This window comes from Tsuneonella sp. CC-YZS046 (assembly GCF_035581365.1).
Lineage (GTDB): Bacteria > Pseudomonadota > Alphaproteobacteria > Sphingomonadales > Sphingomonadaceae > JAWKXU01.
The window spans coordinates 761,220-787,111 of sequence record NZ_CP141590.1; the positions used below are offsets into that span (position 1 = coordinate 761,220).

Sequence of the window (25,892 nt, forward strand, 5' to 3'; positions counted from 1 at the left end):
GCACGGACCCGGGCAGCACTTCAGGAGAATACATTGACCTATTGCGTTGGCATGACGCTCGACAAGGGCCTCGTGCTCATGAGCGATACCCGGACCAATTCGGGCGTCGACAATATCTCCGTCTTCCGCAAGATGTTCCATTGGAACGAGCCGGGGGAGCGGATCATCGCGGTGATGACCGCGGGCAATCTGGCGACGACCCAGGCCGTTATCAGCCAGCTGGAGGAACGCAGCAAGGCCCCCGCCGAACGCCATAATTCGCTGCTGGAAGCGCCCACCATGTTCAAGGTGGCGACCGAAATCGGGCGGCTGCTGCGGGAAACAATTCGCGAAGCGCAGATCGAAAACGATCAGGGGCAGGGCCGCTTCACCGCGTCCATCATCCTGGCCGGACAGATCGCCGGGATGGAGCCGCGCCTGTTCATGATCTACCCGGAAGGCAATTTCATCGAGGCCAGCTTCGACACACCCTTCTTCCAGATCGGTGAGACGAAATACGGGCGCCCGATCCTGATCCGGGGTTACGAGCGCGACATGACGTTCGAGGATGCGGTGAAGCTGATGATGGTGTCTTTCGATTCCACCTTGAAAGCCAATCTTTCTGTCGGTCTGCCGCTGGACCTGCTGGTTATCGAGCGGGATCGGTTCGAGCCGCTGCATGAAAGGCGGATCGAGGCGACCGACCCCTATTTCCAGGCGATTTCGTCAAGCTGGGGCAATGCGCTCAAGGCGGCGTTCGAACTCGCTTCCCGACTACACATTCGGCGAGGACTGACTTCAACGACAGAAGGATTGTCCGCTGGTTTCGAGATGGAAATGGTCCCGATGGGCCGAGTTGTAGTCCGGGCCGAGAACGGTTCCGAACCGCTTGCAGGCGCTTTGGTGAACCACGCGCAGGAACCGGCGTTCCTGGCTCGTGCCGTTGTTCCATCCGTTGATGAGGCTGATGCGGCGGCCGTCTTCCAGAATGAATGCCCCGACATCGATCGCATTCGCGGTGGCATGGGCTGACCGGCGGCCGGTTCCCGCCACGTTACGGCAGGAATAGCTGCCCATGGTCTCTATCCGGGCAAGGCCGCTGCCGAGTATCTGCCTTGCGGCGCGATCCACCCCATAGCGCGCCCATGCCGCGAATGTATTGGCCAGCGGGCAGGCGACCGGGCCGAGGTTGGCCACCGGGAGAGACTTTTCATCGCCGTAGATGGCGGAAAGGCGCACGGTGTTCAGGGTGGAACAACCGCCGCCGTAATATTGGTCGGGCAGCGGAGTGAAGCTGGCGTTGCTCTTCCCCAGTTCCGCCAGGCACTGGCGGGCGCTGGGAGACGGGTTGTAGGTCTGCGTCGCGGTCCGGCTGGGCTGCCGCTTGCGTTCGGGCACCATTCCGCATCCGGTCAGGGCCAATATCAGAACGATGGTGGCGGTTGCGCGATACATAGCCGTAATACTGCGACGCTATGGTTAACCTTATACTAACAAATGGCATATCCCGCCCGCCGTTCGTCGCATTCCTGTGAATTGCTTTGCCGGCTTGCCCGCGTTTCCGCTTGACTGGCATCGGCACATCTCTATGGCCGCCGGCGGGCCACGCGGTCCCAACGCCGCGCGAGCTCTCTGTAAGGAGAGTCTATATGACTGTACAAATACCGGCGCGCAAACCAGCGCGCCCGTTCTTTTCTTCCGGTCCCTGCGCCAAGCCGCCGGGATATTCCCTCGACAAGCTCGCCATTGAATCGCTGGGCCGCTCGCACCGCGCGAAGATCGGCAAATCCCGGCTTGCCTATTGCATCGACCTGATGCGCGAGCTGCTGCAGCTCCCCGATACGCATCGCATCGGCATCGTGCCCGGCTCGGATACGGGCGCGTTCGAAATGGCGATGTGGACCATGCTGGGCGCGCGCCCGGTCACGGCGCTGGCCTGGGAAAGTTTCGGTGAAGGTTGGGTCACCGATGCGGTCAAGCAGCTCCGGCTGGAACCGACCGTCCTGCGCGCCGATTACGGCCAGCTGCCCGATCTTTCGGCGGTCGACTGGTCGAATGACGTGCTGTTCACCTGGAACGGCACCACCAGCGGCGTGCGGGTGCCGAATGGCGACTGGATTCCGGCGGATCGCGAAGGGCTGTCCTTCGCCGACGCGACCAGCGCGGTGTTCGCCTACGATATTCCGTGGGACAGGATCGATGTCGCCACATTCAGTTGGCAGAAGGCGCTGGGCGGGGAAGGGGCGCATGGCGTGCTCATTCTCGGGCCGCGCGCTGTGGAACGGCTGGAAAGCTACACGCCTGCCTGGCCGCTGCCCAAGGTGTTCCGCCTGATTTCCAAGGGCAAGCTGGCGGAAGGCGTGTTCAAGGGCGAGACCATCAACACCCCGTCCATGCTGGCGGTGGAAGATGCGATCTTCACCCTGGAATGGGCGAAGTCCATCGGCGGGCTGGACGGCATGATCGCCCGCAGCAAGGCGAACGCCAAGGCGCTGAACGCAATCGTGGAATCGCGCGATTGGCTGGGCCATCTGGCGCAGGACTATGCCTCGCGTTCCGGCACCAGCGTCTGCCTCACGGTCGAAGGCGCGGATGCGGATTTCATCAAGAAATTCGCCAGCCTGCTGGAAGCCGAGGGCGCCGCCTACGACATCGCGGGCTATCGCGACGCGCCGCCGGGCCTGCGCGTGTGGTGCGGCGCCACGGTGGATGCAGCCGATATCGAAGCGCTCGGCCCGTGGCTCGATTGGGCTTACGCCTCGCTCAAGAAATGAACCGTCATCCCAGCGAAGGCTGGGATCTCGGGCCGGATTGTATGATCGACGTTCAACCCGGCCGCCCGAGATCCTGACCTTTGTCAGGATGACGAATTGAAGGATTCGTCATGACCAAACCCAAAGTTCTCATTTCCGACAAGATGGACCCCAACGCCGCCGCGATCTTTCGCGAGCGCGGCTGCGAAGTCGATGAAATCACCGGCAAGACCCCGGAAGAGCTGATCGCGATCATCGGCCAGTATGACGGGCTGGCCATTCGTTCGTCGACCAAGGTAACGCAGGAAATCCTCGACGCGGCAACCAATCTGAAGGTCATCGGCCGCGCCGGCATCGGGGTGGACAATGTCGATATTCCCGCCGCCTCGGCCAAGGGCGTGGTGGTGATGAACACGCCGTTCGGCAATTCGATCACGACCGCCGAACATGCTATCGCCCTGATGTTCGCGCTGGCCCGCCAGCTTCCGGAGGCGGATGCTTCCACCCAGGCCGGCAAATGGGAAAAGAACCGCTTCATGGGGGTCGAAGTGACCGGCAAGACGCTCGGCCTGATCGGCGCGGGCAATATCGGCTCGATCGTTGCCGACCGCGCGCTGGGCCTGCGGATGAAGGTCGTGGCTTTCGATCCGTTCCTCTCGCCGGAGCGGGCCATCGATCTCGGCATCGAGAAGGTGGAACTGGACGAACTGCTCGCCCGGGCCGATTTCATCACCCTGCACACGCCGCTGACCGACCAGACGCGCAATATCCTCAGCCGCGAGAATCTCGCCAAGACCAAGAAGGGTGTGCGCGTCATCAATTGCGCGCGCGGCGGGCTGGTCGATGAGGCCGCGCTCAAGGAACTGCTCGATTCCGGCCATGTCGCTGGCGCGGCGCTCGACGTGTTCGTGACGGAACCGGCGAAGGAGCATGCGCTGTTCGGCACCCCGAACTTCGTGGCGACCCCGCATCTCGGGGCCTCGACCAATGAGGCGCAGGTCAATGTCGCGCTCCAGGTGGCGGAGCAGATGGCCGATTATCTCGTCAATGGCGGCGTCACCAATGCGCTCAACATGCCGTCGCTTTCCGCCGAGGAAGCGCCGAAGCTGAAGCCCTATATGGCGCTGGCCGAAAAGCTCGGCTCGCTGATGGGCCAGCTCACCACCGGGTCGATCCCGCGCATTTCGATCCATACCGAAGGCGCCGCGACCGAGCTTAACATCAAGCCGATCACCGCCGCCGTGCTCGCGGGCTTCCTGCGCGTGCATTCGGACACGGTGAACATGGTCAATGCCCCGTTCCTGGCCAAGGAACGCGGCATGGAAGTGCGCGAAGTGAAAACCGAGCGCGAGGGCGACTATCACACCCTGGTCCGCGTTTCGGTGAAGACGGAGGCCGGCGAGCGGTCCGTCGCCGGCACGCTGTTCAGCAATTCCGAGCCGCGCCTGGTGGAACTGTTCAACATCAAGGTCGAAGCCGAGCTGGCGGGCGACATGATGTATATCGTCAACGAGGACGCTCCCGGCTTCATCGGCCGGATCGGCACCTTGCTGGGCGAGAACGCCATCAATATCGGCACCTTCAACCTCGGCCGCCATTCGGCCGGGGGCGAGGCGGTGCTGCTGCTGTCCGTCGACAGCCCGGTTCCGCCTGCGGTGATCGAGCAGGCCCGGACCCTTCCGGGTGTGAAGCGGGTCATGGCACTGGCGTTTTGAGGCAGTGCGGGCCGGGGCGATGCTCCGGCCCCGCGCATTGTTCGCGCTGAGCCTGTCGAACCGCATGCGCCGGGGTTCGACACGGGCGCAAGACCCGGCTAAAGGCCCGCACGATGGACGATACCGACCGCGATCTGCTGCCCGAAGGGCTTGAGGACCAGCTGCCGCCCGAAGCGGCGGCCGCCACCCGTGTCATGCGCGCCGCGCTCGATGTCATGGATTCCCATGGCTATGAACGTGTGCGCCCGCCGCTGATCGAGTTCGAGAAGTCGCTGGCCGGGCGAATGGCGGGTGTGCAGCCCCGGCGCATGTTCCGCTTCGTCGATCCGTCTTCGCTGCGCACCCTCGCGTTGCGCTCGGACATCACCATGCAGGTTGGCCGGATCGCCGCGACCGGGCTGGCTGCAGCGCCACGCCCGCTGCGTCTGTGCTATGCCGGGCAGGTCGTCACCATCAAGGGCGATGGCCTCGATCCGACGCGGGAACGGTTGCAGCTTGGCGCGGAACTGATCGGCAGCGACAGCGTGGCCGCCGCCGGCGAAGTGGTGGCCGTTGCGATCGAAGCACTCAAGGCGGCGGGCGCAACCGGCATTTCCGTCGATTTCACGCTGCCCGATCTGGTCGATAATCTTGCTCGCTCCGCGCTGCCGCTCGATCCGTCCAGCGTCGAAGCCGTGCGGCGGGAACTCGATGCCAAGGATGCGGGCGGGCTGAAGGCAGCGGGTGGGGAAGCCTATCTTCCCCTGCTCTATGCCACCGGCGCGTTCGACAGCGCGATAGAACGGCTGGCCGCGGTCGGCGCGCAAGATGTGCTGGACAGCCGGATCGCGGGCCTGCGCGAAATCGCGGAGCGGATTGCCGGGACGGCGCGCATTACGCTCGATCCCACAGAACGGCATGGCTTCGAATATCAGAGCTGGTTCGGCTTCACGCTCTATGCGGAAGGGATACGCGGTGTGCTGGGCAGGGGCGGCACTTATCGTATTCTCGGCGTGGACGAGCCTGCCACCGGCTTTTCCCTCTACACCGATCCGCTGGTCGCCGCCGCGCATGAGGCGGCCGAGGTGCGGGACACCCTGTTTCTCCCGCTGGGGCACGATCCCGGCATCGCCGCCCGTCTGCGGGGCATAGGCTGGCGCACCATAGCTGCCCTCTCCGCCGCCGACGATGCCGCCGCGCTGGGCTGCACGCACCGGCTTGCCGGGGGAGATACCGTCCCGCTTTGAGCCGGTTCGCGGCGCCCGGCGCCGGCAACATATGCTTACGAACCGGAAACGCACATTCTACATAAGGTCGCTAGGTCCATCTTGGCTAGGAGGCCAACCGCCGTGCAACTCACCCGTTATCTTCCCTACCGCTTGCGTCGCAGGATAGAAACGGCACGGCACGACCGCGCGATTTCCTCGGTTCTCGCCACCCCGCCTCTCATTCCCAGGGATGACGGGGTGGTGCTGTTCTCCATGATCGGAACCGCGGTGCTGCTGCCATACCTTGTGGCCGTGAAATCGCTGTGGCGCCATTTGCAGCGCGGGCGCGTCGTCCTGCTGGACGATGGTTCGCTGACATCGCGCGACAAGGAATTGTTGAATCTGCATTGCGGCAATCCCGAGATCATCTCGCTCGATTCTGTCGTCACCGATCCTTTCCCGCGCGGGAGCTGCTGGGAACGGTTCCTGACCATCCTCGACAGGCGCAAGGATGAATATTGGATTCAGCTGGATAGCGACACCGTCACCCTTGCCGATGTGCCGGAAGTCAGGGCGGCGGTCGAGGGGAACCGCAGCTTCACCATGCTGAGTGGCGACGATGGGGAGATCGGGGCGCTTCCCCTGCGGGAGATCGCTTCGGCGCTCTATCCGGATGGGCCGGCGGATGGCCATATCCAGGTGCGCATAGAATCGCGCATGGGTCAGATTAGCCGGGACGACTGGCGTTATATTCGCGGCTGCGCGGGTTTCGCAGGCTTTTCGGCGCAAGGCGCGGGACGGCCGTTGGCGGCGGAATTTCTCGAGGCCATGAAAAGGCTTGTCGGACCCGACGTGGTGACTTGGGGTACCGAACAAGTCGCGTCGAATTTCCAGGTGGCCAACGATGCGGAGCCGGTGCTGCTGCCTGCGCGGCGTTACCTGAACTTCTGGAACGAAGGCTGGCATGACAACACGGCCTTTCTCCACTTCGTCGGCTCGCATCGCTATGACAGCGGGGCATATGCCCGGGTAAGCCGCGAGGTCATTGCCAGCCTCTGACGCAGACCGATGGGGGCAAAACCGCTTGCAGGGCGGAAGCCTGTTGCCCTGGTCGTCCCCATATCCTAGGGCCCGGCGGGTTTTCTGCCGGAAGGGATTTCATCTTGGCCAATGTCACCGTGATCGGCGCCCAGTGGGGCGATGAGGGTAAGGGCAAGATCGTAGACTGGCTGGCGAGCCGGGCCGACGCCGTGGTGCGTTTCCAGGGTGGCCACAATGCGGGCCACACGCTGGTCGTGGGCAATCAGGTCTACAAGCTCAGCCTGCTGCCCTCCGGTATCGTGCGGGGCACCCTTTCGATCATCGGCAATGGCGTGGTGCTCGATCTCTGGGCGCTGCGCGACGAGATCGCCAAGCTCGAAGGGCAGGGCGTGGCTATCAATGCCGGCAATTTCGCGATTGCCGACAATTGCCCGCTGATCCTGCCGATCCATCGCGATCTCGACGTGCTGCGCGAGGCCGCCGCCGGCAAGGGCAAGATCGGCACCACCGGCCGCGGCATCGGCCCGGCTTATGAGGACAAGGTGGGCCGGCGCGCGATCCGCGTGTGCGACCTCGCTCATCTGGATGCGCTACAGCCGCAGCTGGATCGCCTCTGCGCCCATCACGATGCCTTGCGGGCGGGCTTCAACGAACCCCCGATCGACCGGGAAAGGCTGCTGCGCGACCTGCGCGAGATCGCCCCCTTCGTGCAGCAATATGCGCAGCCGGTGTGGAAGCGCCTGAATCAGGTGCGCAAGGAAGGCGCGCGCATCCTGTTTGAAGGGGCGCAGGGCGTGCTGCTGGATGTCGATCACGGGACCTATCCCTTCGTCACCAGCTCGAACACGGTCAGCGGCACGGCTGCGTCCGGTTCCGGTCTTGGTCCGTCCTCCACGGGTTTCGTTCTGGGCATTGTGAAGGCCTATACGACCCGCGTCGGTTCCGGCCCGTTCCCGACCGAGCTGGAGGATGAAACCGGCCAGCGCCTGGGTGAGCGGGGCCATGAATTCGGCACGGTGACAGGGCGCAAGCGCCGCTGCGGCTGGTTCGACGCCGTGCTGGTGCGCCAGAGCTGCGCCATCAGCGGCGTGACCGGCATCGCCCTGACCAAGCTGGACGTGCTGGACGGATTCGAGACCGTGAGGATCTGCACCGGCTACCGGCTTGGCGACGAGGTGCTGGATTATTTCCCCGCCCACGCCGCCGATCAGGCCGCGGTGGAGCCGATCTACGAGGAAATGGCAGGGTGGGAAGGCACGACGGCGGGCGCACGCAGCTGGGCCGATCTTCCGGCGCAAGCCATCAAATATATCCGCCGGGTGGAGGAATTGATCGAAACGCCGGTGGCGCTGGTTTCCACCAGCCCGGAGCGTGAGGACACGATCCTGGTGCGCGATCCGTTCATGGATTGAGCCAGGGCTTCGCACGTCCTATCCTTCCGGCATGACCGGGAAGATCCCTGTGATAATGGCGCTGAGCCTGGCGCTGGCGGCTTGTGCCTCGGGTCCGCCGGTTCCGCTGCCGCCCCGCGCGCCTTCGATCGCCACGGTTCCGGCGCCACCCGCGCCGAGGCCGGTGCGGGTGGATTTCGTGCTGGTCGACAAGTCTGACCGGACGCTGACGCTATATGGCGAAGGGCTGGCCCTGCGCACCTATGGCGGCCTGCAATTCGGCGATGCACCCATGGGGCACAAGCGGTTTGAAGGGGACGAGCGCACGCCAGAGGGGCGCTATGTGCTGGATTATCGCAACCCGCAAAGCTCCTATCATCTCTCGCTCCATATCTCCTACCCGAATGAGGCGGACCGGGCCTTCGCCGCGCGATCCGGGCGCTCGCCCGGCGGGCTGATCTTCATCCATGGCCAGCCCAACGGATGGCCGGACGGCGAGCGCGTGCCGGGAGACTGGACCGACGGTTGCATCGCCCTCTCCAATGCCCAGATCGAGGAACTCTGGACGCTTGTTGCCGATGGCACGCCGATCGAGATTCGGCCCTAGAACATGAACGGAACATTCTTGACATAATCCCGTTATGTTCTCATCATGTTCAAGACTTTCGGGGAGGTGAACATGATCCGGGCCGATTTTGCCTATGATATTCCCAGCAATCAGGCGGACGTTCCGCTTACTCTCTCCATTCATGCCGACCGGCCGCATGTGCGCGAACAAATGCGTGAGGATGCGGAGAGTGCCCGGTTTCGCGTGATCGAATGCGGCTCGTTGGGTGCGCTGCTGGAGGGTGAGGCGCGGGCGCTCGGCGAAATCGTCATGCTCGATTGCCCGCAACTGGATGCGGCGGGCATGGCCGCGCTTTGCCGGCTGGATATTCGCGCATCGCGTTCCGGCGCGCGGTTGATCGTATCCACCAGCCTCGATGTGCTGGATGAGGTATTTGCCTGTCTGGACAGTTCGGAGCCGGATATTCTTGTCGATCCCGGCCGCGCGGATCGCGTGATCGCGCTGGGGCAGGCATTGGCCAGGCGTTCCGATGGCCGTGTGCGTGAATTGTCGGAGGAAGACCGGATGACCCTGCTGCGCCTGACGGAGCAGGTCAGCCGGATTGCCGAACGGCTGGGGCGGCTGGACGGGCCTTCCGAATCTGCCGCTGGTTCGGCCTTGCGGCTGGTATCCCCCTCTGTAAGCGGGGGCAGCGATTCCAGCGACCCCTCGCGCCTTGTGCAGCTTTTCACCCCTTCCTTGCCGGACCCGCGGCTGGTGCGCCAGATTATCCGCCAGCGGCAATTGCGCTCGCGTTTCTTCGATGGCGATCTGTTCGCCGACCCCGCCTGGGACATCCTGCTCGATCTCACGGCTGCGCGGGTGGAGAATGTGCGTGTATCTGTCACCAGCCTTTGCATCGCTTCCGGCGTTCCGCCGACCACGGCCTTGCGCTGGATCGGTCAGATGACCGATGCAGGGCTTCTGGTGCGGGTGGAAGACAAGACGGACCGGCGCCGTGCCTTTATCGACCTTACGCAGCAGGCGGCGGATGGAATGGCGCGTTATTTCGGGGAACTGGGTGAAGCGCCGCTGCCGATCTGACAGGATTTAATGGTTGGGGGCTATTCGACCCTCCAAAGTGCCATTGGGTGTCTTTAGGTGCCGTTGGGTTCCGCTCGGTGCCATTCTGTTCCGCGAAGAGGGTGGTTGACGGGTCGAGGAAACCCGCTAAACGCGCCCACATTCGCGATCCGGGCGGTTAGCTCAGTTGGTAGAGCATCTCGTTTACACCGAGAGGGTCGGCGGTTCGAGCCCGTCACCGCCCACCATCTTCCCGTCTATTTGCTCCGATTTGGACTAAGATTCTCGTTGATGAGGTGCATGCGCGCTTGGAGCACCCCCAAAGTCTTTGAAGCTGAGCGCGTCTCCATCGGCAAGTTTTCTCGGTCCGCGTCTCATTGACTCCTCCTGTCATGTCGGCAATCTTTGTTCACCGTCGAGGGGGACGGTCGGAGGGGCATTATGAAAAGAACGCTGGTTGTCGTGGCAACCTTGGTATTTGCCGCAACTACTGCGAGTGCCAAGTCTCCAAAGAATGAGGATCCCAATACGTTAACGCATGGCATGGTTCAAATGACCCTGCATGTGGGAAGCACGACCCAGATGGAAGTGCTGGAAGCATTTGGCGGTCCAAATGTAACAACGCTGGATGCGCAGGGCCAGGAAGTCTGGGTGTACGATCGTCAGGCCACTGTTACAAGCTCAGGCAGCAGCGGCTTTTCTATTGGTATGCTCCTAGGAGCTGGGGGTGGGGATGCTGCGGGAGCAGGAGGCTTGGGCTTTAGCTCTTCCAAATCAAAATCGACGCAGACTCAACGAACCATGACTCTAATCATTAAATTTGGTTCAGACAAGAAGGTAACAGACTTCAAGAGTCGTAGCAGTTCATTTTAATATGGTGGGGGTCTATGAAAAAATTTTGGCATGTTGGTTTGTCTACGGTGGCGCTTGCTACAAGCGTACCGGCAGTCGCAAAAGATCAATCGGCATTAACTGGCCTTGCGCTCCAACAGATTCAGGCCAAGGACTTTGAGACAAATGTTGATATCCTATTTCCTTCGATCGTAACCGTTTTTCAAGATGCCGGTTATCGAATTACAGAGGCCGACAAGTCTTCAGGATTCGTTTCAGGCATCGGGTCTGCAGAACAAAAAATGACATTCAATCTTTGGTTTGGCCTTGGGAAAAAGAAGACGGTTCCAATAGTTTCGGCATTTGTAGAGCAGCGTGGCCCCAGTATCGCGCGAGTTCGTTTGAACTTCGTGCTATCGAAAGCAAAGAGTCGGAATGTCTACACAGACGAAACACCGGTAACGGATCCAGCGATTTATAAGGACGCCTTTGAGAGAATCGAAAAAGAGGTTTTCATAAGACAGGCGATGAATGCTCCTGCCACTTCTCCTTCTCCTGTTGCGTCGGATCAAGTACCGGATGCTTCTCCAGATGGTGCCCAAAATACCTCAGTAAATTGACTGATATGGTCGTCAGCCTCACAGCGCCGTGAGCGCCAATCCCTCTCTTCCTGCGTTGTTCCTGGCGTCCGGCGATGTCCAGGGCATCGCGGATCATTGCTGCATCAGCGCCGTGGTGAAGCGCTTGCGCCACCAGATCACATCTTCGCTGACGATGTTCTCATGCATTGGCCGCCATCGTGCGATGCGCTCCTCGCGCGGCATGGCAAGCGCTTTCGCAATCGAATCGGCGATGTCGTCCGCGCTGTAGGGATTGACGATCAGGGCGCTATCCAATTGCGCCGCCGCGCCGGCAAAACGCGACAATATCAGAACGCCCGGATCATCGGGGTTCTGAGCTGCGACATATTCCTTCGCGACAAGGTTCATGCCGTCGCGAAGTGGCGTGACGAGGCCGACGCGCGCGGCGCGATAAACGCCAGCCAGGACATTACGCGGAAATCCCTGGTTCACATAGCGGAGCGGCACCCAGTCGATGTCCGCAAAGGCGCCATTTATCCGTCCCGACAGCGCATCGAGGTGCGCGCGGATATCGCGATAGCTTTGCACGGCGTCGCGAGAAGGCGGCGCGATCTGGAGCATATAGACATTGGCATGCGCATCGGGCCGCGTTTCCAGGTAACGCTGATAGCCGTTGAACCGCTCCTCGAGCCCTTTCGAATAGTCGAGTCGATCGACCCCGACGATCAGGCTACGACCGATCGAGCTTTCTATCATGCGGCGATGGGTGGCGGCCGCTTCCTTGCTGCTCGCATTTGCGATGAATTCCTGCGCGTCGATTCCGATCGGACACGCAATCGCCCTGATCGTCCGGGCGCCGACGGTGATGGCTCCGTCCGGGCCCAGCGACCCGCCCATTTCGTGGGTGACATAGTCGTGGAACGTCTCAAGCCATTCCTCGGTTTGGAAGCCGACAACGTCATAGGCGAACAGCGCGTCGACCAGGCGGCGATGTTCGGGCAATGCGGTCAGAAGGCGGGTTGGCGGCCAGGGAATATGGAGGAAAAAGCCGATGCGGTTGGTCAACCCGTGTTGCCGCAGCACCCAGCCGAGCGGGATCATGTGATAATCGTGAATCCAGATCAGATCGTCAGGCTCGATGTGGGGGGCGATCACTTCGCCGAACACGCGATTGACGCGTTCGTAGCCGCCCTGAAACTCGCGCTCGAATTCGGTCAGTTCCAGCCGGTAATGAAACAGCGGCCACAATGTGCGGTTGGCGTAACCATCATAATATTCGTCGACGTCCTGTTCCGGCAGGTCGATCGTTGCCGAAGTGACGCCGTCGAATGTCTCGAATTTCAGATCGCCGGTCTCGCCGGTCTCGCCCGACCATCCGAACCAGATACCTTCCGCCTCGCGCAATGCCGCCGTGAGTGCGACCGCGAGTCCGCCCTGGGCGGCAGGCTGCGCCGTCGTCGGCGCCGATACGCGATTGGAGATGACGATCAGCCGGCTCAACGGATCGTGCTCCAGGGCTTGCTCAGCAGGACGGCGCAGTTGATCATGCCGACCAGCGAATAGGTCTGCGGGTAATTGCCCCACAGCTCCCCGGAAACGGGGTCGATATCCTCCGAAAGCAGGCCGGCCGGCGTGCGCCGCGAAAGCATCTCCTCGAGCAACACGCGCGCATCGTCGTCGCGGCCGGTGTAGTGGAGCGCCTCGATCAGCCAGAAGGTGCAGACGTTGAACGCGGTATGCGGCACGCCGAAATCGTCCTCGCTGTCATAGCGCAGCATGTTCGATCCCCGCCGCAGCCCCGTCTCGACAGCTTCGAGGGTGCCAAGGAAGCGCGGATCGTCGGGCGCGAGGAAGCGCAGTTCGAGCAACTGGATCAGGCTGGCGTCGAGATTGTCTCCGGCAAAGGTCGCCGACAACCGGTTGGTTTCGGGCCGCCACGCCGCCTGCTCGATCCGCGCGCGCATCGTGTCGGCGCGATCCTGCCAGAAAGCGGCGCGATCGCGAAGGCCAAGCGCGGCGGCCGCATTCGCGAGCCGGTCGCAGGCGGCCCAGCACATGGCGGCCGAATAGGTGTGGACATAGGATCTGGTGCGCAATTCCCAAAGCCCGGCGTCGGGCTGGTCGTATCGCTCCCATGCGCGCTCGCCGATTGGCTCCAGCGCCTCGAAATCCGAGATTCCGGCCATGCGGAACAGGCGATGGTCGAAAAACGCCTGGGCGTTGGACAGAACGATCTGGCCATAGGCGTCGTGCTGGATCTGGTCATAGGCCTGGTTGCCCACGCGAACCGGCCCCATCCCGCGATAGCCATTGAGGCCGGGCGCCTCCCACTCGGTCAGTGTCTGCTCGCCGCCGACACCGTAGAGCGGCTGGATATGCCCGCCTGCCGCATTGTCCACGATATTGCGAAGATATTCGAGATAGCCCTCGAGCACGTCCAGCGCGCCTAGCCGGTTGAGCGCCTGAATCGTGTAGTAGGCATCCCTGATCCAGCAATAGCGATAGTCCCAGTTGCGGCCCGAATCCGCATGTTCCGGGATCGAAGTGGTCATCGCCGCGACGATCGCGCCGGTTTCCTCATGCTGGCACAGCTTCAGTGTAATCGCCGCGCGGATCACCGCTTCCTGCCATTCATAGGGCGTGGCCAGACCGCGCACCCAGTGCCGCCATTCGGCGGTCGTCCGATCGAGCATCATCTCAAGCGAGGCGGCTATATCATCGTCGAAACTCTCGTCGGGGCCGAGGAAGAAATGCAGGGGCCGCTCCACGCGGAACAGCCGCTCGTCCTCGATCCAGCCGATCGGAGCCGTCGTCGACAGGCGCATCACGCCATTTTCCAGCAGATAGCGGATGTGGTTGGAGCCACGCGTATGGTCTGCGCGCGCGCTCCCCCACGCCGTGGAGGGGCGGAGCCGGACGCGAATGCGGGGGGAGCCGGCGACGGGGCGAACGATCCGCACGAACGCGGTCGGCCGGTATGTCCGGCCGTTGCGATGGAAACGCGGCGCGAAATCGATGATTTCGATCGCGTTGCCATGCGCATCGACGTGATGCGTCGCAAGAATGGGTGTGTTGCGCAGATAGGCCTGGGTTGTTTTGACCACGCCATCGAGGTCGATCTCCCAGAACCCGTAGGCGCCCTCGCCAGCCGGCGGCGCGTCGTCAAGCAGCGAGGAGAAGGCGGGATCGCCGTCGATACGTGGAAGGCATCCCCAGACGAACCGCCCCGACCGATCGATCAGCGCGGAGACCTGGCAATTGCCGATCGGCCAGAGATCAAGGGTTGCGGTCACAGGCCGCGCAACCAATGATGCACGTCCGCTACGCTCGTCAGCCGGTATTGCGCGGCCGTTTCACGGTCCGGCCCCACCAGGATGCCGGCGCCCCCCAATGCGGCGCAGAGTTCGAAGCCCGGTTCGTCCGTCACATCGTCCCCCAGAAAGACTGGAATATGCCCTGCAAAGGGGGGCGACTGCATCAGCGCGGCTATGCCGCTACCCTTGTCGTGACCCGCAGAGCGCAATTCGACCATCATCTTTCCCTTTTGCACCATTAACCCGCTTTCCGCGCCGAACCGTTCCGCCAGCGCATTGGCCTCGGCGGCGAATGAGGGGTTTTGCCGGTAGTGGATGGCTACTCCCAATGATTTTACCTCGATGATGACTCCCTCGCGGTCGAGAAAGGCCTGGTTGAATGCCCTTTCGGCATTCCCCAGCATAGGCGGCCGTTCCGGCCGCAGCACGATTGCCCCCGCAGCCCGAACCTCCCCGCCATGGCTGCCCACCACGGCAAGGCTATGGGCAACAGGCCCGACAAGCCTGTCGATCTGGTCGATCGAGCGGCCGCTGACCAGTGCCACTCGCCCACCTAGCCGCCCCGCCAGCTCCGTCAGCAACGCCCTGAGGGCATCTCCGACGATAACTGCTTCGGGGTGTTCAGCCAAATCGACCAGGGTGCCGTCGAAATCCAGAAACAAGCTGATGGCATGCGAGCCGAACGTGGGCGGTGGCGCTTGCTGCATTGCAGAAGCATTACATGCAAACCCGCGCAAAAGCATCCCCTAAGGCTTCAATGGTATATGGGTCAGAGTGGGAAGCCGGGCGATGATGCCCAGGCCATGCGTTTTGCCGCGTCACGACAAATTGCGACAATATATGCGCTTCCCAAGGAAATTCTAGCGACAGGCGTGATCCACTTTCTCCTCAACGCCAACCCGGCGTCACCGATTTTCACAAGGAGAAGCATCATGAAAAAGTTCATCCTCGCCATCGCCGCATCCTCGCTGATCGCGACCCCCGTTCTGGCGGCGCCGGGTCAGGCCCAGCACAACGCGGCGTATCAGGAGCGGTCCACCCACAGCCAGTCCATTCAGGGCAAGCCCAGCCAGAACCAGTCCGCACGGAAAGCCGAAGCGCCGCGCAAGGTCGCCAAGGCTCATCAGTGGAAGCGTGGCGAGCGTTTCGACAGGAGCAAGGCGACCAATTACCGGGTGATCACCAATCCGCGTGCCTACAAGCTGAAAAGTGCGCCCAAGGGCTATCGCTGGGTGCAGTCGGGCCGGGATGCCCTGCTGGTCCGCCTTAGCAACAACATCATTTCATCGGTCGTGACCAACGCAATCCGGTAAAAAGGAACGGTCGCCGGCCGGGGCGCCCAGCTTGCCCCGGCCGGTGGCAATCAGCATAATCCCTCATGAGAGCGAAAAGGGACGAGACAATGGACACCGCCACTTCGGATGAAGAAACGAGCGGCGACCGCCGCAATCTGCTCAAGGCATTGCTCGCCGCTCCGGTCGCCTTGCCGGTCCTGACCGGCTGTGCGCAGGCGGCCGAGGCAGAACTCCAAGGTGCAGGCGCGTCATCGCTCGCGCTTGTCGCGGCGACGATGGGGCTGATCTCCAGCAATGTCTGCGCCGTGATGCCGGAGACGACCGAAGGGCCTTATTACATAGATCCAAAGCTCGTCCGGCAGAATATCACGGAAGGCAGATCCGGCATCCCGCTGCGGATGCAGCTTCAGGTTGTGACGGCCGATTGCCGCCCGCTGGCCGGCGCCCGGATCGATATCTGGCAGTGCGACGCCCAGGGCGATTACTCAGGCTATGCGAACATGGGGTCCAACCGTGACAATGACACGACCGGGCAGACCTTCCTGCGCGGTACGCAGATGACGGACAGAAATGGTATCGTGACTTTCGACACCATCTATCCGGGTTGGTATAGCGGGCGGACGACGCATATTCACTACAAGGTCTTTTTGGATCAGAAGACGGTGCTGACCAGCCAGATATTCTTTCCCGATGCGCTGAGCGAATATGTCTACCTCAAGAATGCGGCCTATGCCCGCGGCGAAGCGCGCGACACGGTGAACAGGATCGACGGCATCGCCGAACAGGCAGGACCGGGCGCTTATTGCGCGATCCGGGAACAGAAGGATCGCTATGTCGCCGCCCTTGTGGTCGGGGTCGATCCGAACGCCCAGTGGCGGGAAGGCGGACAGGGCATGGCGGGCGGTCCGCCTCCCGACGGTCCCCCTCCGGGCGACAGGCCCGGCGGCTGGGGGACCCGCCCACCCGGCCCGCCTCCGGGCGGCGGTGGCGGCGGCCCGATAGGCCGGCGCGACGAGGCAACCCCGCTGTTCCCGGGCGGCACAATCTGACCCTGGTATCCGGCGGGACGCATCCCCATGCAGGCCCGCCGGTCAGGTTCCGAAATTATAAGGCCTGCCGTGGCGAGGAGTTGCCTCGGGCGGTTGGATCAGTTGCACAAGCTGCGATCGCTTGCCGCCTGCGCTTCCGTCTGATCGCCAAATGGCTTCCGAAGGGAAAATTCATATTCATCCGTGCTCGGCACGGCACTGCCGTAATTGACGGATTTATGCAGAACGGCGGAGCCTCGATCGCTTGTCAGCCGGACATATCCGAAACCCGTTGGGCTGTGGCAGCCGATATTCCGCGACTTGACGCCAAGGGTGCGCAGCGAGGGTTCTATGGTGCTCCATTCAATCGTATCGTCTCCTGGAGAAGAAAGATGGAAGCGGTTGACACGGCCTGCGACCCCACTGATGTCGATGCCATAAATTGCGCCTGAGAGGTCGATCGACCCTGTTTGGGTGAGAGTGGAATTGTCTCCCCAAAGAGGGGCATGAGTCTCACGCTTGCCCCAACGCGCACCGGGAAAGGCCGCGAGCGCGGTTTCCCAGTCCGGAGCCTCGCCTGCCGCAACGATGTTTCTGAATATTCCGGCTATCCTGTCCGTGCGCGAACCGCTGAGGGAGACTGACGGAGCGGGCTGGTCCCCGGCGGCCGAAGCGGCACTCGGCGACGCAGCCTTGGGTTCACCGTCAGCCGGCGCCGATGATTGAGTAGGGTGATCGGCAGGTTTCGCGGCGGCCGCGACATTCACGTTCTCACCTTTCGCAGCGCTTCGGTCGCAGGCCGTCGTCAGGCCCATTGTGAGGATCAAGGGTATAAGCAATGCGGTTCTAATCATGAGAGGCGCCCCTGTGTGTAAATCTCCGGCTGTCAGGAATGTTATATAGTTAACATGACAGCTGTCCGTGGCAAATCATGGATCCTCACGAACGCCGCGTTTGCGGCTGATCCCCTTGCTTGCCTGCCATCATCCGCCCATCCGGGCGGTCCGATATTTGTCGGGACGATCAGGCGGGCAGGAACAGGATAGCCACCAGCCCACTGCTTTCCGGCCCGGCGCGTTCGAGCCGCAGGGTGCCGCCGTGACTCTCGGCTATGGCGCGGGCAATGGCCAGACCAAGCCCGGTCCCGCCCGTGTCGCGATTGCGCGAGCCTTCGAGCCGGTGGAACGGCTCAAGCACCCGCTCCAGCTCCTCATCGGGAATGCCCGGCCCTTCGTCGGCGATACGGATCTCGACGCCGCCGGGAATATATTGGACGGTTGCCATCGCGCCGCCGCCATATTTGACGGCATTGTCGATGAGATTGGTAACGGCGCGGCGTAGCAGGCCCGGCTGAATCTCGGCGACGACGCGCTCTTGCGCGGCCATTTGGGCTGGACGCCCCAGTTCCTGCTGCTCGTATACCAGCGTTTCCACCAGTGCCGCGACATCCATGCGCTTGGCCGGCTCTCGGGCACGACCCGCGCGCGCCAGCACCAGTATCTCCTCCAGCATGTCCGACATCTCGCCGATCTTGGCGATGGCGGCCTCGCGCTCCTCCGGCGGCTCCATCGTTTCCACCCTGATGCGAAGCGAGGCAAGGGGGGTGCGCAGGTCGTGACCGAGAGCGCCGAGCATACGGTCCTTCTCATCGAGCAATGCCACCACGCGATGATTCATGGCGTTGAACGCTTCGATCGCGTGCCGCAAGTCATCCGGGCCTGCGGGGGTAACGGTCACGGGCTCGGCGCGGCCGCCGAAGGCGTTGGCCGCACGGGTGAGGTCGCGCAATGGGCGGGCGAGGCGCAGCGCCGCCCAGCCGCTGGCGCCCAGCACGATCAGATAAACCAGCGCCGTTGCGGCGCCGAGCCGCAGCGCCAGCCATTCATCGCGTGGAGGCACGGGCATGCGACCGACGAGCCATGCGCCATCGGCCTGCTCGACCGAGAGGATCAGCCATCTTCGCGGCGGCATCGGCGGCGCATCATCGGGCCTGTCCTTTTCCGTCTCCTGCAGGAAGCCCGCGCGAACGGCATCGGCCGCCAGCCCCTGTGCGGCAAGCGCCGTGGCCAGCTGGCTCTCGATCTCCGATTTCCGCATCCTGTCGGAAATGCCGCTTGTCGCTTGCAGCGTGAAACGGGCGCCGCGTCTCGACGCGTCGGTGAGCAGCGCTTCGCGCAGGATCGGCACCGCGGTGGTCAGGTCCGACGCGACCTGCACGAAGCGCGTGATTGCCGGCCCTTCGTTCTGGGCAAGGCTCAACTTCTGGCGTTCATTCAGAATGAGCGCGAAATTGACGAGTTGCGCCACCAGCAGGGCCGCGCTCAGCAGCAGCAGCATTTGCGCGGCCAGGCTGCGGGGCAGGAAACGCGTCATATCTTCCGCACATCGGCCGCCAGCATGTAGCCGCCGCCCCATACCGTCTTGATGAATTTCGGATCGGAGGAATCCTCTTCGATCTTGCGGCGCAAACGGCTGACGTGATTGTCGATGCTGCGGTCGAAAGCGGCAAGTTCACGGCCCTGGCTGAGATCCAGCAACTGGTCGCGAGTGAGCACGCGGCGCGGGTGCGTGACGAAGGCAAACAGCAAATTATACTCGCCGGTCGAGAGCGGCACCGACACGCCTTCGGCATCGACGAGTTCCCGGTCTTGCGTGCGCAGCACCCACGGCCCGAAAGCATAGCCTTCTGCCTGGGGGGAATGGATCGCGGTGGAAGCCGAAGACCGCCGCAGCACCGCCTTGATGCGGGCCAGCAGCTCACGCGGGCTGAAGGGTTTCGTCACATAGTCGTCCGCGCCGACTTCCAGGCCGATGATCCGGTCCATCTCCTCCGCTTTGGCCGTCAGGAGGATGACCGGGATCGCGGATGTTGCACGAATGAAGCCCGCAAGCGTCAGGCCATCCTCGCCCGGCATCATGATGTCGAGCAGGACCAGATCGATACCATGCACGGCCAGGATCGCCCTGGCTTCGGCTGCGTCCTGCGCCCTGGAAACCCTCAAGCCGTTCTTGCCCAGGAATTGGGCCAGCGGATCACGGACGTCGCGTTCGTCATCGACGACGAGGATATGGGGTTCCTGGCTCATGCTGTTCCGGATTAGCTCTTATGGGGCAGTGTGGCAAAGGCCCCGGAAGCGAGCTTCCGGGACCTGTTCTGCCTGGACGTTGCTTCAGTAAGCGCCATTGGCAATGACAGAAGCGATGATTCCGGTCGCGAGGGCGACCAGCACCGCATCATTGCCCGACTGCACCCAGCGGTAGCCGCGCGGCGCGTCATGCAGGCGATAGGTGCGGGGATTGCTGATCACCCGATAGTTGGTGGCCTTGCGGCTGTCGAAGCGATCGCCGCGCTTCCAGTTCTGGCGATACTGCATCTGCTTGCCATCCTTGCGGAAAGTTTCGCGACGGACTTCCGGGCGGCGGTCGTTCTGTTCGATCCGGCTCCGGTCGTTTTGTCCCTGAGCGTGATATGGCGCTGCCAGAACGGGGGTCGCGATCAGCGAGGCGGCCACAGCGGCAATGATGAACTTCTTCATCGACTTTCTCCTTGGCAATCTCAAACGCTCCATCGGCGTTGAGGAGAAAGTGCGCCGCGCCTGTCGCTCAAGTTTCTCCGGGCGCAAGGGAAATTGTCGCAATTTGTAGCAATAGGCCGACGCTCTGCCGAACTCGGGCGGCAGCTCAATTTTTCGCGCCTCATTCGAAGCGCAAGAAATCACCCGCTACCGATGCAGAAGATGCCGGTGCCGGGAATGAAAACCGCTGTCGTAGAAAGAGCCTTTCTCGATCATGGCGCGCACGTCGAAGCCGCTCGAAAGCTCCGTCTCCTTCCAGCGCACCGGATTGTCGACCTCGCACATCGCCAGAGCGGCATTGGCGATGCCCCGCGCCTCGTCAGGAATCTCCTCCAGCGGATACTGATTGAGATAGACCAGTATCTCCTCCATCCAGGGCAGCATGGAGTCATAGAAGGCGTTGATCTCTTCCATCGAACTGGATGTGCGCTTGGCCACCCGTTCAGCGGGAGTGGCGCCCGCCCAATCGTCGAGGAATGCTTCGATCGCCTCGATTGCCGGGTTGGAGATTTCCTTCATTGCCTCACTGCCCTCCAACAAAGCGTTTCACCATGTGATAATAGGAGCGGATGATTACTTCCTGCTTCGACAGATGCATGGAGGAGATCGCGCCGGAGCGGAGATTTTCCTGGATTCCCTCCACGATCTTCAGGTCTTCGCTGAGCACGTCGCGGATCTGGATGCGGCCCTGCTCGCGATTGAAGCGGTCCCCGAAGCTCTTCATCTTCTCGGAATGATAGAAATCCACTTCCCATATGCATTCATGCGGTGAAACCGGCAGCGTGCGCTGGATGAAGATCTGTCCCTGCTGCACGAACAGCACCGTATTGGGGAACAGCAGGTAGCCATCGAGTATCCAGCGCGGATGGTTGCTGAATTTCAGCACATTCAGATGGTTCGCCTCGAACTCTCTTTCCGGCTCGGCATAGAGCGAGGTGGCGCCGAACTTCGCGGAAAGCAGGCCGATGGGGGTCTGCACCCCCAGCTTCTCCGGCCTGAACAGGTGATGGCCGCCGGGCACGCCGATGGAGTTCTCGAAGATATAGGGACGGGTGGTTTCCGCCGTGACGTTGCGGGCAATGGTGCGCCGGTGGCCATAGGTGATGTGATAGCCTTCCACCTGCGCATCGACCGGGCTTTTCCAGTTGGATTTCACTTCGGACTTCCACCCGAAGCTCCACGACCATTGATCGTCGCCCACATATTGCGCGAGCCCTTCGCTCAGCGGCGCGAGATATTCGCGCAGCGACCATTGCGGCCGGGGATCGAGATTGATGAAGACGAAGCCGCCCCAGACATCCGCCGCCACCGCGCGCAAGCCTTCCGTGCTCTTGTCGAGGCAGCCGAAGGTTTCCTCGTCCGGCACATTGAGCAGATCGCCGTGCAGGCCGAAGGCCCAGCCGTGATAGGGGCAGATCATGCCGCCACGCAGCCTGCCGCTCTGCTCCGTCACGATCTTCGTGCCGCGATGGGTGCAGGCGTTGTAGAAGGCCCTTATCGCGCCGTCCTTGCCCTTTACCACCACCACCGAGGTCGACAGCGCATCGACCTGGAAGGTGAAGAAATCCCCCGGCTTGGCCAGGTCGGAGGCGCGGCCCGCCAGCAGCCAGCATCTGGCGAAGACATGCTTCAGCTCCCGTTCGTAATGATCGGCGCTGGTGTAGAAGTCGGTCGGTATCTTCTCCATGCCCAGCGCATGGGTGCCCTGTTCGGGTAGCGGTGCATCGAGAATGGCGTCCATGATCGACCCTCGGGCAGTTGTTGCTGGACCGCATGTTACCGTTTCCGTCCGGAAGAGGCTTGGACCCCGGCGCACTCCCCGCCAGAACCGGGATGCACTGGCGCGGCCCTTGCCAAGCAGGGCCGTCGCGATCTAGCATTCGCGCCAACGTTCAATCATCGAACGGTGAGAGAGAGAGATGCTGGATGGGAAAGCCAACCCGGCGGGGGAACTGAACTCGCAATTCCTCGACGCCGACGAATTTTCCGACACGATCGGCAAGCTCGATGTTCCGTGGAGGATCGGGGTCAAATCGAGAAGATTCAACGCCCAGGTCCGGCGGCGGAGCGTCGCGGACTGCACCGTGGGCGAGATGAGCTTCGGCTCCTGCACCGGGATACGGGATTATTCCGAGATATCCGGCCGGGACAGCGGCTATATCTGCCTCAGCTATCTCAAGCAGGGCTATCTCACCTTCTCGCAAGGGAACAGGGACTTGGTGGTGGAACGCGGCGACCTGTTGCTGTGGGATGGCGCCACGCCCAGCATGTTCACCAGTTCGGGCGCCAGCCAGTTCGAGTTGATCTGGCTGCCGCTGGATCTGGTAGAGCGGCGCGTCGGGCCGATCGGGCAATCCCTGGGGCAAAGCGCCAAATGCAACGACGGGATCGGCAGGATGCTGTCCCAGCATATGCGCAATCTTCACAGGCTGATCGACGACATGCCGCCCATGGCGCAGCGGCGCGTGCTGGAAGCATCGATCGATCTCATATTCGCCTGCTTTGCGCTCGATCCCGGACAGGACGAGGGCCTGAACCGAAATCAGCGCGAACTGCTGGAAGCGGCCAAGGCCGAGATTTCAAAAAATATAGGGTTCGTCCGGCTCAGCCCGCGATCGATCGCGCAATCGCTGGGAATCAGCGTTCGCTACCTGCAGCGGATCTTCGCCGCATCGGGAACGACCTTCTCCGCCCATGTCGCGAGGGAGCGGCTGGAATGGGCGCGAAGGCTGCTGGCGGCCCAGGGCAATCCTCGCCTGAATCTGACAGAGATCGCTCATAAGGCAGGCTTTTGCGATTTGCCGCACATGGATCGTTCATTCAAACGCCACTTCGGCCTCAGCCCCTCGGCATATCGCCGGGATTGCGCCGCTCGCCTGTTTCCCGCGGAGACAGGCTAGGCCGATTGAGGCACGCCCAATTCACCGAGCAGCCGGTCGCGCAAGCTGTCGAACTCCTCCCCGCCCGCTCGTCTGGGGTGAGGCAGATGCACGCGGGTATCGAAGCCGATCGCGCCTTCCTTCAGGACCAGGATACGATCCGCCAGCAGGATGGCTTCCTCCACATCATGCGTGACGAGCAGGGTGGCCGGGCCATGGGCGCGGCACAGGTCGCCGATCAAGCGCTGCATCTTCAGCCGCGTAAGCGCATCCAATGCCGCGAATGGCTCGTCCAGCAGAAGCAGGCGCGGCTCCCGCACGAGTGCGCGGGCGAGGGCGGCGCGCTGCGCTTCTCCGCCGGAAAGGGTCGCCGGCCATGCATCGGTGCGATGCGACAAGCCCACTTCGTCCAGCGCTTCCAGGGCGCGCTCGCGAGAGGCTTCCTCGCCCGACAGGCCGATCACCACATTGCGCCAGACCTTCTTCGACTGGACCAGCCGAGGCTCCTGAAACACCACTGTCCTCGCATCGGGCACCCAGGCTTCGCCGCCATCTGGTGCGTCCAGGCCGGCCAATATCCGCAACAGGGTGGTCTTGCCGCTGCCCGACGCGCCGAGCAGTGCGACGAATTCACCGCTGCGGATCGTCAGGTCGAGCCCGTCGAGTACATTGACGCCCGAAAAAGTGCGGGACACATTGGCGATCCGGACAGCCACCGGATGGGCGGAGAAATCCGGCGCAGGGGTGTAAACCTGCTTTTCGAAAACCTGCTTTTCGAGCGCCTTGTAGAACAGCACGTTAGACATCGGTTTCGTTCCTTCTGACCTAGCGGACGGCAATGCTCGCGCGCCACGGCATGAACAGCCGTTCGAGCGTGCGAACGAACAGATCCGCGCCCAGTCCGAGCACGGCATAGATGGCGATGCAGATCAGGATGACGTCGACCTGCTGATAAAGCTGCGCGCTGTTCAGGAGATAGCCCAGGCCCGCCGATGCATTGATCTGCTCCGCGGCCACCAGCACCAGCACCGCCACGCCCAGCGAAAAGCGCAGCCCGGTGAAAATCTGCGGCAAGGCAAGCGGCAGCACCACTTCCAGGATCAGCCTGCGCCCGTTCAGCCCGAAGCTGCGCATCGCCTCGATCACTTTGCGGTCGACATTGCGCACCCCGGCATAGGTGTTCAGATACATCGGGAACATCGTGGCGAGCGAAATCAGCAGGAGCTTAGGCAATTCGCCGATTCCGAACCATACGATGAACAGCGGCACGAGGGCCAGGAACGGCACGGTGCGCAGCATCTGCAGCAGGGCATCGAACAATTCCTCGCCGAGCCGTGAAAGGCCCGCCGCGGTCCCCAGCGCCAGGCCCAGCAGGATTCCGGCAATTCCCCCCGCCAGAGCCCGGCTGAGAGAAACGCCCACCTGATGGGCCAGCGCCTGCTCGGCCCATAGCTGCTTGAAGCCCTCCACCAATGCGGAGGGTGAGGGGAGGATGGACGGGTCCACCCAGCCGGCCGTGGTCGACAACGCCCAGGCAGCCACGATCAGCAGTGGGCCGAGGGCGCGGCGGGCAAAGGAAAAGCGGCCGGACGAACCGCCGCGCTGCCGGACGACGGGGCGAACGAGATGGCCTGGGTCAGGCACTGGAACCGAGATTGTCGCGGGAGCGTTCATTGGTCGTTTTCCACCTGTGCAATTAGCGCGTCGTAACGGGGATCGAATATCTTGCTCGCATCCAGGCGAGTGCGGATCAGCCCCAGCTTGTGGAACAGATCGGCTTCGGCCTGGTGCGCGGCGATGATCGATGGGCCGATGGGAGCATAGCGTGAGGGGGAACGCTCGATCATCTTCTCGGCAATGCGGGGCTCGATCCTGTAAACCTTGGCCAAGTCCGGGGCTGCCTGGGCCACATTTTCGCGCTGCCACCTGGTTGCGCGCGCGGCGCGCGCCACCAGGTCGCCAATCGCCTTCGCCTTGTCCGGATCGGCCAATGCCGCGTCCGAAGCCACCAGATAGTTGAACCCTGGCGTCGCCGGCGGCGCGCCTGTGGCCAGAACCCTGATCTTGCCTGCTTCCAGCAATTGCGTGAGATAGGGTTCGGTCAGAGTGAGCGCATCGGCCACATTCTGGTCCAGCAGCGACGAGCCGAACCCCGTCACCTGCACGGAACGGACATCGTGGAGCGACAGGCCGGCATCCTCCAGCAGGCGGGCGACCATGTAGTGCAGCACCGTTCCGCGCATATAGGCGACGGACTTGCCCTTGAGATCGGCGATGGAGCGGATCGGAGAATTCGTCTTCACCACCAGCGCATAGGCGGACCCGTCGGGTTTGGCGGACGTGCTGACTGCAACCACCTTGACCGGGCTGCCGGCCGCCTGCGCGAAGATCAGCGGCGTTTCGGCCATCCAGCCGACATCGATGGAACCGCCCGTCTGGGCCGCGATGATCGGCGGTCCGCCTACGAAGTTTGCCCATTTGATCGTGTAATCGCGGGGTTCGCCTTCTCCGGCGCTGTCGATCAGTGATTTCAGTCCCTTGAGCTGGTCGCCGACGCGCAAGACAACGCCGCTGTCATCGTTGCTCGATTGGGAGGAGTTGCATCCGGCGAGAGACAGCGCGAGGCCAAGAAACAGGAATCTCAACGGATTGATGAAAAATCTCATCAGCTTGCCTTCTTGATGGGGCGATGC

At 62.6% G+C, this 25,892-nt stretch carries 25 protein-coding genes, 1 tRNA gene and 1 pseudogene; 14 read left to right on the plus strand and 13 right to left on the minus strand.

Features of this window, described 5'->3' with window-relative positions; all coding sequences use genetic code 11:
* Positions 1-51 precede the first annotated feature (51 nt).
* Positions 52-775, plus strand: a pseudogene (locus tag U8326_RS03790) (peptidase).
* A 2-nt stretch (positions 776-777) separates the two neighbouring features.
* Here U8326_RS03790 and U8326_RS03795 read toward each other — a convergent pair.
* Positions 778-1,434, minus strand: a complete 657-nt coding sequence (locus U8326_RS03795; RefSeq protein ID WP_416385504.1) for an extensin family protein — start codon at positions 1,432-1,434, stop codon at positions 778-780.
* 194 nt (positions 1,435-1,628) lie between these two features.
* On the opposite strand from U8326_RS03795, the gene U8326_RS03800 reads away from it, so the two are divergent.
* The 10 genes from U8326_RS03800 to U8326_RS03845 all read left to right on the plus strand — a co-directional run bounded on the left by U8326_RS03800 (position 1,629) and on the right by U8326_RS03845 (position 11,147).
* Positions 1,629-2,753, plus strand: coding sequence for a phosphoserine transaminase (locus tag U8326_RS03800; protein ID WP_324742466.1), 1,125 nt, complete (start codon positions 1,629-1,631; stop codon positions 2,751-2,753).
* A gap of 110 nt (positions 2,754-2,863) precedes the next feature.
* Positions 2,864-4,447, plus strand: coding sequence for a phosphoglycerate dehydrogenase (gene serA / locus U8326_RS03805; RefSeq protein WP_324742467.1), 1,584 nt, complete (start codon positions 2,864-2,866; stop codon positions 4,445-4,447).
* Positions 4,448-4,560: 113 nt separating this feature from the next.
* Positions 4,561-5,673 (plus strand): ATP phosphoribosyltransferase regulatory subunit, encoded by a 1,113-nt coding sequence (locus U8326_RS03810; RefSeq protein ID WP_324742469.1) that lies wholly within the window; start codon positions 4,561-4,563, stop codon positions 5,671-5,673.
* A gap of 102 nt (positions 5,674-5,775) precedes the next feature.
* Positions 5,776-6,693 carry a hypothetical protein gene (locus U8326_RS03815; RefSeq protein ID WP_324742470.1) on the plus strand — a complete coding sequence of 306 codons (918 nt, stop codon included), beginning with the start codon at positions 5,776-5,778 and terminating at the stop codon, positions 6,691-6,693.
* 104 nt (positions 6,694-6,797) lie between these two features.
* The gene (locus U8326_RS03820; RefSeq protein WP_324742471.1) at positions 6,798-8,087 is read left to right on the plus strand and encodes an adenylosuccinate synthase; all 1,290 of its coding nucleotides are present in this window, start codon (positions 6,798-6,800) and stop codon (positions 8,085-8,087) included.
* 31 nt (positions 8,088-8,118) lie between these two features.
* Positions 8,119-8,673 (plus strand): L,D-transpeptidase family protein, encoded by a 555-nt coding sequence (locus tag U8326_RS03825; RefSeq protein WP_324742472.1) that lies wholly within the window; start codon positions 8,119-8,121, stop codon positions 8,671-8,673.
* A 72-nt stretch (positions 8,674-8,745) separates the two neighbouring features.
* Positions 8,746-9,717, plus strand: coding sequence for a MarR family transcriptional regulator (locus U8326_RS03830; protein WP_324743513.1), 972 nt, complete (start codon positions 8,746-8,748; stop codon positions 9,715-9,717).
* A gap of 151 nt (positions 9,718-9,868) precedes the next feature.
* A tRNA-Val gene (locus U8326_RS03835) sits at positions 9,869-9,944 on the plus strand.
* Positions 9,945-10,137: 193 nt separating this feature from the next.
* A complete protein-coding gene (locus tag U8326_RS03840) occupies positions 10,138-10,569 on the plus strand; it encodes a hypothetical protein (protein ID WP_324742473.1) in 432 nt (143 codons plus the stop codon).
* A gap of 14 nt (positions 10,570-10,583) precedes the next feature.
* Complete coding sequence (locus tag U8326_RS03845) at positions 10,584-11,147, plus strand: hypothetical protein (RefSeq protein ID WP_324742474.1); 564 nt, start codon at positions 10,584-10,586, stop codon at positions 11,145-11,147.
* Positions 11,148-11,240: 93 nt separating this feature from the next.
* On the opposite strand, the gene U8326_RS03850 is transcribed toward U8326_RS03845, so the two are convergent.
* The 3 genes from U8326_RS03850 to otsB are packed head-to-tail and all read right to left on the minus strand — an operon-like array spanning position 11,241 to position 15,165.
* Entirely contained in the window at positions 11,241-12,608 is a 1,368-nt protein-coding gene (locus U8326_RS03850) for an alpha,alpha-trehalose-phosphate synthase (UDP-forming) (RefSeq protein WP_324742475.1), read from the minus strand.
* Complete coding sequence (locus tag U8326_RS03855; RefSeq protein WP_324742476.1) at positions 12,605-14,401, minus strand: glycoside hydrolase family 15 protein; 1,797 nt, start codon at positions 14,399-14,401, stop codon at positions 12,605-12,607. The genes U8326_RS03850 and U8326_RS03855 overlap by 4 nt, the downstream gene beginning before the upstream one ends.
* Entirely contained in the window at positions 14,398-15,165 is a 768-nt protein-coding gene (gene otsB / locus U8326_RS03860) for a trehalose-phosphatase (protein WP_324742477.1), read from the minus strand. The genes U8326_RS03855 and otsB overlap by 4 nt, the downstream gene beginning before the upstream one ends.
* 189 nt (positions 15,166-15,354) lie before the next feature.
* On the opposite strand from otsB, the gene U8326_RS03865 reads away from it, so the two are divergent.
* Both U8326_RS03865 and U8326_RS03870 read left to right on the plus strand, forming a co-directional pair.
* Entirely contained in the window at positions 15,355-15,735 is a 381-nt protein-coding gene (locus U8326_RS03865; protein WP_324742478.1) for an RcnB family protein, read from the plus strand.
* A 65-nt stretch (positions 15,736-15,800) separates the two neighbouring features.
* Entirely contained in the window at positions 15,801-16,766 is a 966-nt protein-coding gene (locus tag U8326_RS03870; protein WP_324742479.1) for an intradiol ring-cleavage dioxygenase, read from the plus strand.
* A 98-nt stretch (positions 16,767-16,864) separates the two neighbouring features.
* On the opposite strand, the gene U8326_RS03875 is transcribed toward U8326_RS03870, so the two are convergent.
* The 6 genes from U8326_RS03875 to U8326_RS03900 form a co-directional block, all read right to left on the minus strand.
* Positions 16,865-17,560: a hypothetical protein gene (locus U8326_RS03875; protein WP_324742480.1), complete on the minus strand. Its 696-nt coding sequence runs from the start codon at positions 17,558-17,560 to the stop codon at positions 16,865-16,867.
* Between the two features lie 208 nt (positions 17,561-17,768).
* Positions 17,769-19,118: a HAMP domain-containing sensor histidine kinase gene (locus tag U8326_RS03880; RefSeq protein ID WP_324742481.1), complete on the minus strand. Its 1,350-nt coding sequence runs from the start codon at positions 19,116-19,118 to the stop codon at positions 17,769-17,771.
* The gene (locus U8326_RS03885) at positions 19,115-19,831 is read right to left on the minus strand and encodes a response regulator (protein WP_324742482.1); all 717 of its coding nucleotides are present in this window, start codon (positions 19,829-19,831) and stop codon (positions 19,115-19,117) included. The genes U8326_RS03880 and U8326_RS03885 overlap by 4 nt, the downstream gene beginning before the upstream one ends.
* An 84-nt stretch (positions 19,832-19,915) precedes the next feature.
* Entirely contained in the window at positions 19,916-20,281 is a 366-nt protein-coding gene (locus tag U8326_RS03890; RefSeq protein WP_324742483.1) for an RcnB family protein, read from the minus strand.
* A 186-nt stretch (positions 20,282-20,467) separates the two neighbouring features.
* On the minus strand, positions 20,468-20,839 hold the full coding sequence (locus tag U8326_RS03895; protein WP_324742485.1) for a hypothetical protein: 372 nt from the start codon (positions 20,837-20,839) through the stop codon (positions 20,468-20,470).
* Positions 20,840-20,843: 4 nt separating this feature from the next.
* Complete coding sequence (locus U8326_RS03900; protein ID WP_324742486.1) at positions 20,844-22,061, minus strand: aromatic ring-hydroxylating dioxygenase subunit alpha; 1,218 nt, start codon at positions 22,059-22,061, stop codon at positions 20,844-20,846.
* 178 nt (positions 22,062-22,239) lie between these two features.
* Here U8326_RS03900 and U8326_RS03905 point away from each other — a divergent pair, with 178 nt between their 5' ends.
* Entirely contained in the window at positions 22,240-23,220 is a 981-nt protein-coding gene (locus tag U8326_RS03905) for a helix-turn-helix domain-containing protein (RefSeq protein WP_324742488.1), read from the plus strand.
* Here U8326_RS03905 and U8326_RS03910 read toward each other — a convergent pair.
* The 3 genes from U8326_RS03910 to U8326_RS03920 are packed head-to-tail and all read right to left on the minus strand — an operon-like array spanning position 23,217 to position 25,865.
* The gene (locus U8326_RS03910) at positions 23,217-24,005 is read right to left on the minus strand and encodes an ABC transporter ATP-binding protein (protein ID WP_324742489.1); all 789 of its coding nucleotides are present in this window, start codon (positions 24,003-24,005) and stop codon (positions 23,217-23,219) included. The genes U8326_RS03905 and U8326_RS03910 overlap by 4 nt on opposite strands.
* Positions 24,006-24,024: 19 nt before the next feature.
* Positions 24,025-24,873 (minus strand): ABC transporter permease, encoded by an 849-nt coding sequence (locus tag U8326_RS03915; protein ID WP_324742491.1) that lies wholly within the window; start codon positions 24,871-24,873, stop codon positions 24,025-24,027.
* The gene (locus U8326_RS03920; protein WP_324742492.1) at positions 24,870-25,865 is read right to left on the minus strand and encodes an aliphatic sulfonate ABC transporter substrate-binding protein; all 996 of its coding nucleotides are present in this window, start codon (positions 25,863-25,865) and stop codon (positions 24,870-24,872) included. Before U8326_RS03920 ends, U8326_RS03915 begins: the two co-directional genes overlap by 4 nt.
* Between the last annotated feature and the right edge of the window lie 27 nt (positions 25,866-25,892).

Excerpts from the sequence above, each read along its gene's own strand:
- U8326_RS03915 (WP_324742491.1), bottom strand. The coding sequence starts at position 24,873 with ATGAACGCTCCCGCGACAATCTCGGTTCCAGTGCCTGACCCAGGCCAT.
- U8326_RS03890 (WP_324742483.1), bottom strand. The coding sequence starts at position 20,281 with ATGAAGAAGTTCATCATTGCCGCTGTGGCCGCCTCGCTGATCGCGACC.
- U8326_RS03885 (WP_324742482.1), bottom strand. The coding sequence starts at position 19,831 with ATGAGCCAGGAACCCCATATCCTCGTCGTCGATGACGAACGCGACGTC.
- otsB (WP_324742477.1), bottom strand. The coding sequence starts at position 15,165 with ATGCTTTTGCGCGGGTTTGCATGTAATGCTTCTGCAATGCAGCAAGCG.
- U8326_RS03895 (WP_324742485.1), bottom strand. The coding sequence starts at position 20,839 with ATGAAGGAAATCTCCAACCCGGCAATCGAGGCGATCGAAGCATTCCTC.
- U8326_RS03900 (WP_324742486.1), bottom strand. The coding sequence starts at position 22,061 with ATGGACGCCATTCTCGATGCACCGCTACCCGAACAGGGCACCCATGCG.
- U8326_RS03905 (WP_324742488.1), top strand. The coding sequence starts at position 22,240 with ATGCTGGATGGGAAAGCCAACCCGGCGGGGGAACTGAACTCGCAATTC.
- U8326_RS03830 (WP_324743513.1), top strand. The coding sequence starts at position 8,746 with ATGATCCGGGCCGATTTTGCCTATGATATTCCCAGCAATCAGGCGGAC.
- U8326_RS03825 (WP_324742472.1), top strand. The coding sequence starts at position 8,119 with ATGACCGGGAAGATCCCTGTGATAATGGCGCTGAGCCTGGCGCTGGCG.
- serA (WP_324742467.1), top strand. The coding sequence starts at position 2,864 with ATGACCAAACCCAAAGTTCTCATTTCCGACAAGATGGACCCCAACGCC.
- U8326_RS03870 (WP_324742479.1), top strand. The coding sequence starts at position 15,801 with ATGAGAGCGAAAAGGGACGAGACAATGGACACCGCCACTTCGGATGAA.
- U8326_RS03810 (WP_324742469.1), top strand. The coding sequence starts at position 4,561 with ATGGACGATACCGACCGCGATCTGCTGCCCGAAGGGCTTGAGGACCAG.
- U8326_RS03880 (WP_324742481.1), bottom strand. The coding sequence starts at position 19,118 with ATGACGCGTTTCCTGCCCCGCAGCCTGGCCGCGCAAATGCTGCTGCTG.
- U8326_RS03795 (WP_416385504.1), bottom strand. The coding sequence starts at position 1,434 with ATGTATCGCGCAACCGCCACCATCGTTCTGATATTGGCCCTGACCGGA.
- U8326_RS03875 (WP_324742480.1), bottom strand. The coding sequence starts at position 17,560 with ATGGGCCTGACGACGGCCTGCGACCGAAGCGCTGCGAAAGGTGAGAAC.
- U8326_RS03800 (WP_324742466.1), top strand. The coding sequence starts at position 1,629 with ATGACTGTACAAATACCGGCGCGCAAACCAGCGCGCCCGTTCTTTTCT.
- U8326_RS03920 (WP_324742492.1), bottom strand. The coding sequence starts at position 25,865 with ATGAGATTTTTCATCAATCCGTTGAGATTCCTGTTTCTTGGCCTCGCG.
- U8326_RS03865 (WP_324742478.1), top strand. The coding sequence starts at position 15,355 with ATGAAAAAGTTCATCCTCGCCATCGCCGCATCCTCGCTGATCGCGACC.
- U8326_RS03845 (WP_324742474.1), top strand. The coding sequence starts at position 10,584 with ATGAAAAAATTTTGGCATGTTGGTTTGTCTACGGTGGCGCTTGCTACA.
- U8326_RS03840 (WP_324742473.1), top strand. The coding sequence starts at position 10,138 with ATGAAAAGAACGCTGGTTGTCGTGGCAACCTTGGTATTTGCCGCAACT.
- U8326_RS03910 (WP_324742489.1), bottom strand. The coding sequence starts at position 24,005 with ATGTCTAACGTGCTGTTCTACAAGGCGCTCGAAAAGCAGGTTTTCGAA.